The sequence below is a fragment of the Micromonospora sp. WMMD1120 genome (assembly GCF_029626235.1).
In the GTDB taxonomy this organism is placed as follows: domain Bacteria; phylum Actinomycetota; class Actinomycetes; order Mycobacteriales; family Micromonosporaceae; genus Micromonospora.
Genome location: NZ_JARUBO010000005.1, coordinates 4,660,302 through 4,674,422 on the forward strand (window position 1 = coordinate 4,660,302; position 14,121 = coordinate 4,674,422).

Consider the following 14,121-nt stretch of genomic DNA (forward strand, 5'->3'; position numbering starts at 1 on the left):
GCGCGCGCTCAGGCGGAGTTGCGCCACTTGCGGCCGTGCCGACCGATGAGTCGGTCGGCGTCGGTCGGGCCCCAGGAGGCGGCCTCGTAGGTGGGGATCGGCGAGTGGTCCTTCGCCCAGTTGTCGATGATCGGGTCGACGATCCGCCAGCACTGCTGCACCTCGTCGCTGCGGATGAACAGCGACGCGTCACCGATCAATGCGTCCAGGAGCAGGCGCTCGTACGCCTCCGGGGACTCCTCGGCGAACGTCTGGTCGTAGGAGAACTCCATCGTGGCGGTGCGGACCCGGAAGGAGTGGCCCGGCACCTTGGCGCCGAAGCGCAGCGAGATGCCCTCGTTCGGCTGGATGCGCAGGATCAGGGCGTCGGCGTCGAGGCCGGTGAGCTGGTCGGTCGGGATCGGCAGGTGCGGCGGCCGCTGGAACTGTAGCGCCACCTCGGTGAGCCGGGCGGGCAGGCGCTTGCCCGTGCGCACGTAGAACGGCACCCCGGCCCAGCGCCAGTTGTCCACATTGAGCCGCATGGCGGCGTAGGTCTCGGTCCGCGACAGCGGGTCGACACCGGCCTCCTCGCGGTAGCCGGCCATCAGCTCCTCGCGGGTGCCGCCCCGGGTGTACTGCCCCCGGACCGCGGCCTCGGCGATGTCCCGGTCGGTGGGGAGCCGAATCGCCTGCAGCAGCTTCACCTTCTCGTTGCGCAGACCCTCGGCCTCGAATGAGGCCGGTGGCTCCATCAGCGCCAGCGCGAGGACCTGGAGCACGTGGTTCTGCACGATGTCCCGCATCGCGCCGGCGTCCTCGTAGAAGCCGCCGCGGCTGCCGACGCCGAGAGTCTCGGCGACGGTGATCTGCACGTGGTCGACCCAGGACCGGTCCCAGATGGGCTGGAAGATCGAGTTCGCGAAGCGCAACGCGAGCACGTTCTGGACGGTGTCCTTGCCCAGGTAGTGGTCGATGCGGAAGACCTGGTGCTCGTCGAAGGCGCCGTGCACGACAGCGTCCAGCTCGCGGGCCGTGACCAGGTCGCGCCCGTACGGCTTCTCGATGACCAGGCGCGAGAAGGAGCCTTCGCGTGGCTGGTTGAGCCCGACACCGGCCAGCCCGTTGATCACCGGCTCGAAGGCTCCGGCCGGGGTGGACAGGTAGAAGAGCCGGTTGCCGGCCGTGCCCCGCTGTGCGTCCAGCTCGTCGAGGGTCTCCACGAGCCGCTTGTAGGTCTCCGGGTCGTCGTAGCCGCCGGCGACGTACCGCACGCCGCCCTGGAGTTGACGCCTGCTGGCCAGCGTGCGTTCGCCGAGGGCGCTCTCGGCGAACTGCTCGTCGGTCATCGACGTGCGCGCGACGCCGACCACCGCGAACTGGTCCGGGAGCCGCTCGTGCCGAGCCAGGCTCTCGACCGCGGGCAGCAGCTTACGCCGGGTCAGGTCGCCGGAGGCACCGAAGATCACCAGCGTGGCCGGCGGGGCACTCCGCTCCTGGATGAGCTGAGATGCGTGGTCCATGGTCTGCGTTCCTCCGGGCACAAGGGGTGGCCACGCGGCGTGGCTCGTCGGTCACGGAGCTTGAGCGTCGCATGCCGGGCTGAGAGGTCAAGCTCTCGGTGGGCGATTCGATGCGGTCGGTCGGCGGACGGAGTTGGTGCTACGAATGATCATGCCAGGCGGCCGGCGTGGGTCAACGGGTTCATCGACGGCCGTGCCGGGAACTGCCGGCACGGCGGCGGTGGACGGTTGTCAGGGGCGGGTGCGGGACCGGACCCGGTCGAGCAGGACGCGACCGAGCAGGCGTACCCGGTGCCAGGCGCCGAACTGCACGGCGGCGCACCCGACGACCGCCTCGCGCAGCGTGAACACCTGCCCGGCCCGGGGGAGCAGGAGCACCCGCCAGGACGCCGCCGTCGAGCCCAGGATCTCCGCCCGGCGCTGTTGGGCGCGATAGAGCCGGCCCAGCTCAGCGACGGGCGTCGTGACGCGATGGTTGTCCCGCAGACGCCGGTGTTGGTAGGAGAGGGCGGCATGGACGTTGCCGGCCTCCAGGAACCACTCCTGGGTCTCGGCCGCCTCGGACTCCGGCCGGGAGGTGGCCGGCGTGGCGTGCCGCAGGCTCGTGGAGACGTCGGCGAGCCGCCGGAACTCGTGCAGTCCGTCGCGCTGGCGGGGCTCGGGCAACCAGCGAGCAGCCCTGCGGCCCAGGTGGCGGCCCAGCCAGCGCAGGTCGGGCACCAACCTCATGTGCTCGATGACCCGAGCCTCGGTTTCGGCGATGACCCGCAGCTCCGTCTCGTCCGAGACGCGCCGCCGCTGCCACGTCAGCCACGCGTACGCGGGCAACAGGCGGCCCTGGACCCACAGTGTCGCCCCGATGCGTTCGGTGCGGCGCAGCGACCGTGGCTGCTGCCGCCACCAGTGGCGCAGGTCGGCGTACCGGCCCTCCTCCCACATCAGGTCGGATCGGGCCAGGATCAGCTCCTCGGCGGGCACGTCAGGTTCCTCCGCCAGCAACCGACGGACCTCGGGGACGAGACCGACAGCGCGGAAGTACAGGAAGGTGGCGGCCAGCCGGCGCCGGTCGTCCACATCGATGCTGACGGCGCGCGGTGGCCGCAGGTCCGGCGCGGGAACTCGGTCGAAGCCCCAGCGGGTGGCGAGCCCGTCGAGGAGTTCAGTGGTCGGCCCGCAGAGGAACTCGACAGTGGCCCCGGCTCTGCGCAGGTGCCCGGCGAGGGCGGGCAGGGTGCCGTCCCGGTTGCCGTGCTCGACTCCGAAGACGGCGGTGGACGGTCGCGGCGTCGGTCGGTGCCAGGCGCAAGACGAGTGGTTGACCCAGTGGACGGTCCGGCCGTCCAGCGCGCCCGGCGCAAGATCGGCGACCGCGACATCCACGTCGAAGAAGTCACTGCCGCTGTAGCCCACGATGACGATCCGGCGGGCCGGCCCCCGCAGTCGGTCGACGAGCGCCGCCCGGTCGGTGTCGTCGAAGCCGCGTTCGATGCGCGCGAGGGTGGCGCCCAGGCGGGCGGGGTCCGCCCCGTCGGAGAAGGCGTTGTGGAAGTGGTGGATCTGACCGGGCAGCGGCGACCGCCCGTGCCGCTCGACGTGCGCGCGTTCGACGCACAGATCGAAATTCGCGGTGAGCTGATGCCCGCCCGCGTGCAGGTGCGCGGCGAGGAACTCGTGCACCGGATTCGGACGGGCGCCCCGCACGTCGGCAAGAATCTCCCCGACCAGGTCGGGCGTCTGCTGCGCGCCGAGCGCCGTCTCCAGCCGGGGCAACCGGGTCCGGGCCGGCTCCGCCGGGCAGATGGACCCGCGCCGCCAGCCCAGCAGTTCGTGGTACGCGAGGACGGTGTCCAGGGTGAACGGGCGGAACAGCGCCGCGAAGGCGCGCTCGGTGAGCTGCCATCCCGTCGGCAGACAGCTCGGCGCACCCCGGGAGATGCCGGCTCCGGTCCAGAAGAGAGCGTCCGCCGGGCCCGCTTCCGCCATCGTCGCGACGGCCTCCTCGAGCACGCTCATGCGGGGTCGAGACCGCTGACGTCGTGATGCTCGGTCAGCACCAGTCGGACGATCTGCTCCTCCAGGTCGGTGAAGGCGAGCAGGTAGACGGTGCGTACCCGGCTGCTGGGATGCGCCCGGAAGTAGTCCAGAGCCGCCTCGACCATGATCTGGGCGGTCCGCTGCGGATCACCACCACCGTTTCCGGTGCCGAGGAGCGGCAGGACGACCGTTCGTAGCTCCTCGCCGCCGGCGTTGAGCCGGTCCATCTCGGCCAGCACGTTGCGCATGCAGCCACTGATGTCGGCGACCTGCCGGTAGCCGGTGCCCGGTGAGCCCTCCACCGAGGCGACGTGCAGGATCCGCTTGACGCTGTTGCTCTCCGCGAGCCTGCCGGAGGAGGTGGTGAAAACCGTGGCGGGGGCGACCGGAGTGCGCAGCGCCACCTCACGCAACTCGTCGTAGACCAGGTCGTCGACCAGGTTGCCGGCCGTGTCACGCCGCCCGCCCCGGTAGCGGATCGTGCCGGAGATGGTCGGCTCCGTCGGACGGGCCATCTCCATCTGGACGTTCTCCGCGTTGACCCAGACGTCGACGCCGGTGACGTTGGAGATGTTGCCGGTGATGATGCCGAGCCGGTGCCGGCGGTCCTGCCTGATCGACGCGTGCGCTCGGGTCGTGCGTTGCAGGCGTTGGGGCTGCTGCGCGGCCTCGACGATGGTCAACCGCCGGTTCAGCCGCTCGACCTCCTGCCTGGCCTGCCGGACCTCGGCTTCGAGCGCGTCACGCTTGCCCGCGCGCGCCAACCACTGGAAGGAGAGAGTGGTGAAGACCAGCACGAACGCGGTGGCCCCGCCGATGCTGAAGCCGAGCGCGCGACCGTCGGCGTACGACTCCGGGAAGATGGAGAACATCAGCAACGAGACCGCGACCGCGTAGAGCAACACCGACGGCAGTTGCATCGCGGCCTGCCGGCCGGCGCGTCGCGGATCGGAGAACCACACCTGGAGCAGGATTCCGATCAGCATCAGGGCGCCCGTGACGCCGAGCAGTTGCGAGTTCACCGGTGTGTCCTGTTGCGGTCCAGCCAGAACAGCCCGGTCAGGGTCTTCGCGTCCCGGATCGCGCCGCTGTCGAGCAGCTCCGCCAGGTCGCCGAGTGGCAGCACGCGGCGGGCGATGTTCTCCGCCTCGTCCGCGCGACCGCCTCCCTCGCCCACCCGCAGACTGTCGTCGACCTCCGCGTAGAAGAGGGTGACGCGCTCCGACGATCCCCCCGGCGAGGGGTAGACCGTCGAGATCCTCTCCAGGGCGCGCACGTCGTACCCGATCTCCTCCTGGATCTCGCGGCGGATGGCGGCCTCCGGCGTCTCGTCGGCGTCGACCATGCCGGCCACCAACTCCACCAACCATCCCGACCCGTGGCCGAGGGTCGGGAACCGGAACTGCTCGACGAGGATGAGCTCCTCGCGCGCGGTGTCCACCACGACCGCTGCCACGGAATTGCCACGATCGGCGTTGACGAGGGTGACCGGCCTGCTCCAGTCGCCGGACAGGGAGCGGTCCGGCGCATAGGTGCGATATCGGAGTGTGGCTTCCCGGATGGTGAAGATCCGGGTGGTGAGGAGCACCTGCTCGGAGAAGACTTCGACGTCGCGCTGACGATCGGGCACGTTGCCGCTCCTTGATCGAACAAACGCCCGCTTTCCTCACGAAGCGCGGCGCTTAACCTAAGCATAACTCCGAATCCAACGTCGTTGATGTTGCGGCGATCTGTCGGAAGATGGCGGCAAAGGGGACCACAAATGCTCGACGAGCGACCGGCGGCCTACTTCAGTCACAGCTACGACGTCCTGGACCGGCGGGTCACCGACTTCTTTTTGGAGACGCTGTCGGAGCGGTTCGCGCTCGCCGTCGATCCGCGCTCCGCGACCCTGTCCACGATGCACCTTGAGTTGATGATGCGACGAACCGCCTGTTTCGTCGCTGTGGTCACCCGCCGGGAAAACCAACCACAGTATCGTTGTTCGCCATTCGCCGTACACGAGTACGGCCTGGCGGTGCTGACAAACCGGCCGAGGCTGGTGATTCCGGAGATCAACATTCCGGCACGCCATTTTATTGGCGCGGACCTGGCCCGTCCGTTCAACCGCAATCGGCTCGCCGCGTACCGGATGCCCGTGGAGGCGCTCGACGAGCTGGTGGCCCGCGCCCGGGAACACGCGGACGAGGTGGACCGACCGCTGGGCGCCGCCGCGCTCATGCTCCCACCCACACCGGAGTACGCGGCGGCCGAACCGGAGCTGCGCCGGCTCATCTCGCAGGCCGGTTGGCAGGTGGACAACATCTCCGAGGCGCTGCTGCGCGACGAGGTCGACGCCGCCGGAGCGGCGACACTGCTGGATCGGTACGACTTCGTCCTCCTCGACGTCCTGGACCCACGGACCCCGTCCTGGGTGTTGCCGTTCCTACAGGCCCGTGGCGTGCCGATGGTCCGGCTGGTGTGCCACCGCGCCGACGACCACGCGATCCGGCAACTGCCTCGGCTCGCCGTCAGCCAGGCGCTACAGGCGTCCAGCGCGGTCAACCGACACGCCATCTGGTGGTCCGGGCTGGACGTGCTGCTGCCGGAGCTGGGCCGGGAGATCGGTCGGTTGCAGATGCCCCGGCTCCAGTTCGCCGGCCTACCGGAGGCCCGCCGGTATGTCTGGAGCCTCGGCCGGGACCAGGGCCCGGTCTTCCTCAGCAGCGCCCAGGGCGACAACGACCTCGCCCAACTGATCGCCCAGGAACTGGACCTGCGCAACGTCGAGCACTTCCACTACCTGTTCAACAGCGACCTACCGCGGGGCAAGGCGTGGGAGCACCGCCTGCTCGCCAAGGTCGGTGAGTGCCGGATCTTCGTGCCGCTGGTGAGCCGGCACTATCTGCACAGCGCGTGGTGCAGGAAGGAGATGGACATCGCGCTGGAGTTGAGTGGTCAGGGGCGGATGCGGGTGTTGCCGTACTTCCTCGACCACGATGCCGGCGCCACAGTGCCGATCCAGGGCACCTCGATGATGCACCTGAACGCGGCCGCACGGGTCCGGCGCGTCGTCGACGACGTGGATCGGGCGCTCACCGACCTGACCGACCGGCGGCACCGTCCGCGCATCGAGATCACCGTGGCGGGTGGGCGGACGGCGCCGGACGTGGACGTGGTGGTGCTCGCCACCGGCCCGACGGAGTACGCGGCGGCGGCCCGCACGCTGCGGGATCCGTCCCCGGTGGTCGGCACGGCCGAGCATCCCAACCGCTTCGACTGGCTCGCCGGCACTGTCGCCCGCCAGCAGGGCAGCGGCTACCAACTGGTGCTCTGCCGGGCCGGCGCGGACGGCGGCCGGGAAGCGTTGCGGGCCGCCGTCGAGGCGTTCGGGCCCGAACACGTCGTGCTGCTCGGCGCCGCGTCGGCGTTGGTGCCGGCCGGCGTGGTGGTGGCCGACCGGATCTGCGGCTTCCACAGGTTCAGCGTCGACAGCTCGTTCGTGCCCAGCCCGCACCGGGACTACCCGACCGATCCCGGTGTCGCGGCGTCGGCGGAGGGGCTGCCGTCGGTGGTACGGGGAACAGTGGCCGTCGGTGACGAGGTGGTGCCCGCGCCGGACGCCCCCGCCTTCGCTCGGGTGCTGAACACGTGGCCCGACACGGTGGCGGTGGGCGTGCTGTCGGTGGACACCGTCGAGCAGTTGGAGGACTTCCGGGCGTACGGTCGGATCAACCACTTCAGCGCTGTCGTCGGCATCGCGCCGCCCGACGCGGGCGATGCCGCCCGCGCGGCGGCGGCAGAGCACGCATTCACCGTCGTCAGCCGGCTAGTCTCGGCGCACTGGCCGCGACCGCCGCGCACCGACGCGGCAGACGAGGGGGCATCCGGTGTGGCAGCCACAGCCGATTGACACCGGCGGCGTCGAGGTGCCGCAGGCGGTGCGGGGGGAACAGGAGACACTCGCCCGCCAGGCGCACGACATCTGGGCCGCGAAACGGCTCGCGGACGGCTGGAGGTACGGCGAGCGCCGCGACGACGCCGAGAAGACCCACCCGAACCTGGTCGCCTACGAGGAGCTGGACGAGAACGACAAGTCCTACGACCGGGAGCTGATCGACGGGACCATCCGGCTCCTGATCAAGCTGGGCTTCCGGATCGAGCGCGACACCTGAACAACTCCGTCAGTCGAGGGCAGGTGTCGGTGCCGTTACGTCGGTCGGCGCCGCCGAGACGGCCGTCCATGGGAGTGCCCCTGCGTGAATGCAGGGGCACTCCTTGACGCTGTGGTTGTTGACCGCCGCATGACCGGGTACGGCTATGGCAGCCACCACGGTGCGAAGTACGGCGCCGACGCTCCCTCGGTCGAGAAGGACCACCCGCCCGCCGGCGCGCTCTGCAGCCTGACGACGACGTTCGCGACGTACGTCGAGCTGACCGGGCGGAAGTCGACCTCGCTGTACCAGGGCCCCCCGTTCGGGGCGCAGAAGTCCGACGCGTTGTCGGTGTAGGTCACCACCACACCGTTCTGGTAGGTGACGACCGGCCACGCTGAGGCAGAGGGCGACGCTGAGGTGGGTGCAGGCCAGGACATCGTCCTGACCGGCACTGGTCGCGGCGGCGAGCGCCTGCCGTGCGCATGCGGTGGCGGCGTCGGTGTCGCCGGCCAGCAGGTGCGCGTGGGCGGTCCAGGCGAGCAGCAGCGCCCGATCGGTGAGCGGGGCGGATCGGGCGAGTGGCCGGTCGAGGATCGCCAGGGCCGCGCGGGCGTCACCCCGCTGGTAGTGGATCCGGCCCAACCGCCAGGCGACGCCGGCGTCCCAGGCATCCTCGGCGACGGCGTCGTACTCGCGGGTGGCCGCGCCGAGGTCGCCGAGGGTGCGCAACGCGTCGCCGAGCAGCAGACGCAGCCGGCGGCTGCGCTGCCGTTCCGGCAGCATGCGGACGAGCTCGGCCACCGCGGTGCAGCGACCTGCCGCGATCATCCGATCGCCGTACGCGTCGAGCACCCGGGCGCTTGCCGCATGGTCCCTGGCCCGCAGGTACTCCCGGGCCGCGGCGACCGGCGGTCCGTGCTCGTCGTACCAGTCTGCCGCGGCGGCGGCCGTGTCGCGGAGCTGATCGGCGGTCGGTGCCCGGTGTCCGTGCCGGGCGGTCTCGACGACGATCGGCACGAAGAGTTCTTCGGGTGCCGGTGCGCCCGGCCCGGCCGCGGCCCAGGCCGTGCGGGTCAGCAGGCCGGTGCGGCGGAGCCGGTCGATGACGCGCGGGGCGCCGCGGTGGCCGAGCGCACGGCACAGCCCCACACTCACCGGCGCCAACGCACCGACCTGACGCAGCAGCCGGTTCGCGTCCGCCGGTTGCGCGGCCAGCACCTCGTCGGCGACGTACCGCGCGAGCGGCCCACCTGGCTCGCTGAGGATCGGGGCGAGCGGCCCGGGCGGCACCCCACCCAGCCGCAGGGTCTCGGCGGACAGGTGGACGAGCGCCGGCCAGCCGCCGGTCGCCGCGTACAGCCGGTCGGCAAGGTCCGGTGTGGAGAGGCCGTACTCCTCGGCGATCAGGTCGGCGATCCGTTGCGGGGGGAGCGCCAGGTCGGCCGGGCCCACCTCGGTCCAGAGGCCGCTGCCGAGCAGGCGCGTGGTCGGTGCGGACAGCGGCCACCGCGAGGCGAGGATGACGGTGACGTCGTCCGCCCACCGCGCGACCTCCTCGACTAGGAGGTGCAGCTGCTCCGCCGAGGTCGGCGGCAGGTCGTCGACCACGACCAGACGGTCGCCGGCCGCGACGGCGTCGGCGACGAGCTGGCGTACGGGTGCGTCGTCCCCTCGGCACCAGCGGGCGCCCGCAGGAGGAAACCAGCGGCGCAGCGCGGTGGTCTTGCCGTATCCGGCGGCGGCCACGACGCAGCAGACTCCCCGCTGGTGACCTGCCCGTAACGGATGCACAGCGCTCCTTCCGGACGACCGGCTCGCCGCTGGGATTAAGGTTCACCGGCGACGTCCGGGCAGGCAAGGCCCTGGCGGGTCGCGTACCCGATCCTCGGCGCGCCCGCCCGGCATCATCACCGCCCCGGCTGTCACGCGACGCGGTCGGGAACCTCGACGAAATGACCTCAAGCGGCTCTTCACCGAACGCGGCCGTGACCGGACGGCACCATCGCGAAGCATGCTCGACGGCGAGGAGGGCTCCGGCGCCGAGCTAAGCTCCCCGGCGTGATCCGGATCCAGTTCGACGATTCCTCGATCGACCGCACCCGGATCGCCGTCAGTCCGATCACCGAGCTGGTCAGCGGCTTGGACATGGTGCATCGCGAGCGGGCCCGGCGGGCCGCGCCATGGCCGTACACGGCATGGGTCGGGCGGGCCCGCGAGGTGCTGCGGACGGTCCCCGAGACGGCCCCGCTGAGGGTCTACGCGCAGTTGTACGGTGAGAGTCACAACCGGCCGACCCCGGACGTGTTCACCCCGGTGCCAACGGCGGCCAACCCGACCTTCGGTGAGCAGCTCGACAACCTGCGCCGCACGCCGCACGCCCTCGTGCGGGAACAGTTCGCGAAGCATTATCCGCAAGAGCTGCCCGCCTTCCTCGCGCCCTATCGTGACGATCCGGATCGCGCCTTCGGCCGGCTGGGCGATGCCCTGGCCGCGTTCTGGGAGCTGACGACCGCCGCGCACTGGCCGGCCATGCGGGCCGCGCTCGACGAGGAGGTGCTCCTGCGGGCCCGCACGCTAGCCGTGGCCGGCCCCGAGGCTCTGCTGAGCGGCCTGCGCGGCGCCGCGTGGTGGCAGCGGCCCGTGCTGTCGCTGTCGAGGCAGCACGAGTCGGTGCTCGACGCGCGCGGGCGGCGTCTGGTGCTCGTGCCCGTGCTGCTCCTGCAAAACAGGATGACCTGCTCGACGGACCACCCCGAGATCCTGATGGTGACCTATCAGGCCCGGGGGGCGGCGGCGCTGGCCGAGCGCCCGGCGCCAACCGATCGTGAGCGCGACCGGCTCGCCCGGCTGATCGGGTCAGGACGCGCCACCGTGCTGCGCGCCCTGACCGAGCCCATGACCACCACGAGCCTGGCTGCGGCGCTCGGCCTGTCGTCCGGCACGGTCTCCGAGCACCTGACTGCCCTGCGACAAGCCGGCGCCGTCAGCCGGACACGCTTCGGGCGGCAGGTCTTCTACGCGCGCCGCCCGGAGGGCGACACGCTGCTGGTCACGTTCGGGGATTCGGCATCTGCCGAGGAGTTAGAAGCGGCCGCGGGCGACTCCTAGCGTCCGGAGTCATGCATCCCGTTCTCACGGGCGTCCTGCACCGCAGGGCACGCTCGCTCGCCCTTGCCTGTGCCGCCTCGGCCGGACACCAGATCTGCGAGGCCCTGATCCCACTGGCCATCGGACTGGCCGTCGACCACGCCGTCAACGGTGGCCCGCCGATGTCGATCGTGCTGGCTGTCGGGGGAGTGCTGGCCCTGTTCGCCGTGCTGGCCACCGGCGGTGGCGTCAACTACTGGCGGCTGACCTCCGCCACCACACGCGAAGCCCACGATCTGCGCGTCCGCGCTGCCGGCCGCATCCTGACCGATGGTGCCGGCGCGCAGCGGCAGCCCGGCGACCTGTCGACGGTCCTGGTCTCCGACGCCAAGGCCACCGCCGAGGTGCTGCGGGCGGCCGTGCTGCTGGTTTCGGGAGTCGCTGGTCTGCTCGTCACCGTGGCCGTGCTGCTGTCGATCGATCCCTGGCTCGGCCTCGGCGTCGCCGCGGGGGTGCCTACGCTCGGACTGGCCGTCAGTCGGATCAGCCCCGTGCTCGAGCGCAGGATCGCCGATCGGCAGCACACCGCCGGGTCAGCCGCAGCCCTCGCCGCCGAACTGGTCCAGGCCCTGCGACCGCTGCGCGGCTTCGGCGGCGTCGCTGAGGCGGTCCGCCGCTACCGTACGGTGAACCTGACCTCCCGCGACACCGCGCTGCGAAGCGCGACGGCAGCAGCGGCCGCAGTAGGTATCGGCGCGATGGTCAGCGGCCTCGTGCTGGTCGGCACCACCGCCGTCGCGGCCGCCATGACGCTCTCCGGACGCATCGGCGTCGGCGGCTTCGTCACCGTCGTGGCCATGGTCGCGTTCGCCGGCGAGCCGGTCGACCGTATCGCCACCGGCATCAAGCAACTGGCGATCTCCAGGGCCAGCGCCATCCGCATCGCCGTCCTGCTCGATGCCGCGCCGCCGAACCGTGATGACCCGCCACGCACGGACGCCGTGTGCGGTCTCGCCGTGCGAGAGGGTGAACTGCTCGGAGTCGTCGCCACGGTCCCCGACGCCGCCGACGCCCTGATCAACTCTTTCGCCCGGACGCACCCGGACGTGCTGGTGGAACCGCACCTGGTGCACCTGTTCGGCCGTACCGTGGCTGAGGCCCTCGACACCGGCCGCGACACCGATCCGGCCGCCCTGCGTCGTGCCCTCGGCGCGGCACAGGCCACCGACGTGACGTCGGCGCTGCTCGACGGCGGCGCCAACCTCTCCGGCGGACAGCGCCAGCGGGTGGCGCTCGCCCGCGCCCTGGCCGCCGAGCCGTCGCTGCTGATCCTGCGTGACCCGCTCACCGCCGTCGACGCGGTCACCGAGGACCGGGTTGGCGCGGGGCTGGCCGGCACGCGACGCGACGGCCGCGCAAGCACCGTCATCGTGACCACGTCGCCCACGTTGCTCGCCCGTTGTGACCGCGTCGCCTTCCTGTCCGACGCCGGGGCCGCGCACGTGTCCACCCACGACCGACTCGTCACCGACGCCGCCTACGCCGCGGCGGTCCTGCGATGACGACGCTTCCGATCGCCACCGGCCGGCAAAGCCTCACCCTGCTTGCCAGGATCCTGAGCTGCCATCGCGCCATGGTCGTCGCCGCCCTGCTCTGGACCGCGCTGAGCGCCGCCGCTACCGTTGCCGCCCCGCTGCTGCTGGGCTCGCTGGTCGACGCGGTCCGTGCCAGCAACGCGCCCCAGACGACCGGTGTGGCCGCCGGGATCTGCGCGGTGGCCCTGGCCGGTGCCGCCGCTACCGCGCTGGTACTGCGTGCCACCGAGCGCCTCGGCGCGCACGTTGCGGCGGACCTGCGCGCCCAGGCGGTCCACCGCACCCTCGAGCTGCCACCGGCCGTCCTGGAGAACGCCGGTCGCGGCGAGGTGGCGTCACGGGTCACCGAGGACCTGGAGAATCTCGTCACCTCGGTCCCGTTGGTGGCCGAGGTCCTGCGCGCACTGGTCACCGTCATGCTGTCCGCCGCGGGCTTCCTGACCCTGGACTGGCGGCTGGCGCTCGCCTTCGTGGTGGTCTTCCCGATCTACGCACTCAGCCTGCGTGCCTATCTGCCGCGGGCAGCCCTCCTTTGGACACAGGAGCGGTCGCTCGCCGCCGAGCGCGGACGGGTGCTGCTGGAGTCACTGCACGGTCGTAACACCGTGTCCGCGTATCGGATGGCCGCGCTGCAGACCCGGCGGCTGGCCACGGCGTCGGGGGACAACCTGGCCGCATCCCTGCGCGCCGCGCGCAGCTACCTGTGGTTCAGCAAGAGCATGAACGCGGCCGAGGCGATCGGGCTGTCCGCCGTCCTGCTGACCGGTTACTGGCTGGTCCGCGCCGATCTGGTCACCGTCGGTGCGGTGACGGCGGCCGCCCTGCTGTTCCACCGCCTGTTCACGCCGCTGGGCACCCTGCTGCTCTCCTTCGACGCCGTGCAGCGCGCGCAGGCATCGATGGCGCGTACCGCCGGAGTTCTGCTGGTGCCGCCGCCCGCCGCGGGCCGGCAGGAACGACCCGGCGCGCCGGGGACGGTAGCGGTCACCGTCTGCGGGCTGCGGCACGCGTACGACGGCGTACCCGACGTCCTGACCGGCATCGACCTCGACATACCGGCGGGCACCTCGCTGGCGCTGGTCGGCGGCAGCGGCGCCGGCAAGACGACACTCGCGAACCTGATCGCCGGCACCTTCCCCGCGAACGCCGGCCGGATCACGCTGACCGGCCCGGACACCACCGTCGACGTCGCCGACCTGGACCCCGCCGTGCTGCGCGACTGGATCGGCCTGGTGTCGCAGGAGACCCATGTTTTCACGGGCACGCTGCGCGACAACCTCACCTACGCCGCGCCGGACGCCGGCGACGACCGCCTCCTCAGTGCCCTGGCGGCGGTCGGCGCGCGCGACTGGGCGTCGCGCGATCTGCTGGACACGGCAGCCGGCCCGCTGTCGCCCGCACAGGCGCAGCAGCTCGCGCTGGCGCGGCTGCTCCTGCGTGACCCGCCCGTCGTCGTGCTCGACGAGGCGACCGCCGAGGCGGGCAGCGCGGGTGCCGGTGATCTGGAGCGGGCCGCCGCGGGGCTGATCGAGGGCCGCACGGCCGTGGTGATCGCGCACCGGCTGACCCAGGCCCGTGCATGCGATCGCATCGCCCTCCTGGAAGCCGGAACCATCGTCGAGATCGGTACGCACGACGACCTCATCGCGCGCGGTGGCGCCTACACCGCTCTCTGGTCGGCCTGGTCGCACTCGGCGACGTCAACGACCTGACCCGCCGGAATCCTGTCGTCAGTCGACGTCGCGATCCGTCGAAGGCAGTGTCGGA

At 71.7% G+C, this 14,121-nt stretch carries 10 protein-coding genes; 5 read left to right on the forward strand and 5 right to left on the reverse strand.

Annotation, left to right across the window (positions count from 1 at the left end; genetic code table 11):
* Positions 1 to 8 precede the first annotated feature (8 nt).
* The 4 genes from zwf to O7634_RS21750 all read right to left on the reverse strand — a co-directional run bounded on the left by zwf (position 9) and on the right by O7634_RS21750 (position 5,166).
* Positions 9 to 1,502, reverse strand: coding sequence for a glucose-6-phosphate dehydrogenase (zwf, locus tag O7634_RS21735; protein WP_278151954.1), 1,494 nt, complete (start codon positions 1,500 to 1,502; stop codon positions 9 to 11).
* A 231-nt stretch (positions 1,503 to 1,733) separates the two neighbouring features.
* Positions 1,734 to 3,515, reverse strand: a complete 1,782-nt coding sequence (locus O7634_RS21740) for a hypothetical protein (RefSeq protein WP_278151955.1) — start codon at positions 3,513 to 3,515, stop codon at positions 1,734 to 1,736.
* A complete protein-coding gene (locus tag O7634_RS21745) occupies positions 3,512 to 4,558 on the reverse strand; it encodes a macro domain-containing protein (RefSeq protein ID WP_278151956.1) in 1,047 nt (348 codons plus the stop codon). The genes O7634_RS21740 and O7634_RS21745 overlap by 4 nt, the downstream gene beginning before the upstream one ends.
* Positions 4,555 to 5,166 (reverse strand): NUDIX hydrolase, encoded by a 612-nt coding sequence (locus O7634_RS21750; protein ID WP_278151957.1) that lies wholly within the window; start codon positions 5,164 to 5,166, stop codon positions 4,555 to 4,557. The genes O7634_RS21745 and O7634_RS21750 overlap by 4 nt, the downstream gene beginning before the upstream one ends.
* 132 nt (positions 5,167 to 5,298) lie before the next feature.
* Between O7634_RS21750 and O7634_RS21755 the strand changes: the two genes are divergently transcribed.
* Positions 5,299 to 7,428 (forward strand): TIR domain-containing protein, encoded by a 2,130-nt coding sequence (locus O7634_RS21755; RefSeq protein WP_278151958.1) that lies wholly within the window; start codon positions 5,299 to 5,301, stop codon positions 7,426 to 7,428.
* The gene (locus O7634_RS21760; RefSeq protein WP_278151959.1) at positions 7,406 to 7,690 is read left to right on the forward strand and encodes a RyR domain-containing protein; all 285 of its coding nucleotides are present in this window, start codon (positions 7,406 to 7,408) and stop codon (positions 7,688 to 7,690) included. The genes O7634_RS21755 and O7634_RS21760 overlap by 23 nt, the downstream gene beginning before the upstream one ends.
* Positions 7,691 to 7,699: 9 nt before the next feature.
* On the opposite strand, the gene O7634_RS21765 is transcribed toward O7634_RS21760, so the two are convergent.
* On the reverse strand, positions 7,700 to 9,418 hold the full coding sequence (locus O7634_RS21765) for a hypothetical protein (RefSeq protein WP_278151960.1): 1,719 nt from the start codon (positions 9,416 to 9,418) through the stop codon (positions 7,700 to 7,702).
* Positions 9,419 to 9,730: 312 nt separating this feature from the next.
* Here O7634_RS21765 and O7634_RS21770 point away from each other — a divergent pair, with 312 nt between their 5' ends.
* Genes O7634_RS21770 through O7634_RS21780 form a run of 3 tightly spaced genes read left to right on the forward strand, consistent with a single transcriptional unit; the run spans position 9,731 to position 14,066 of the window.
* Complete coding sequence (locus O7634_RS21770) at positions 9,731 to 10,780, forward strand: helix-turn-helix domain-containing protein (protein WP_278151961.1); 1,050 nt, start codon at positions 9,731 to 9,733, stop codon at positions 10,778 to 10,780.
* 11 nt (positions 10,781 to 10,791) lie between these two features.
* Positions 10,792 to 12,321, forward strand: a complete 1,530-nt coding sequence (locus O7634_RS21775; protein WP_278151962.1) for an ABC transporter ATP-binding protein — start codon at positions 10,792 to 10,794, stop codon at positions 12,319 to 12,321.
* Positions 12,318 to 14,066 (forward strand): ABC transporter ATP-binding protein, encoded by a 1,749-nt coding sequence (locus O7634_RS21780; protein ID WP_278151963.1) that lies wholly within the window; start codon positions 12,318 to 12,320, stop codon positions 14,064 to 14,066. The genes O7634_RS21775 and O7634_RS21780 overlap by 4 nt, the downstream gene beginning before the upstream one ends.
* The last annotated feature ends 55 nt before the right edge of the window (positions 14,067 to 14,121 follow it).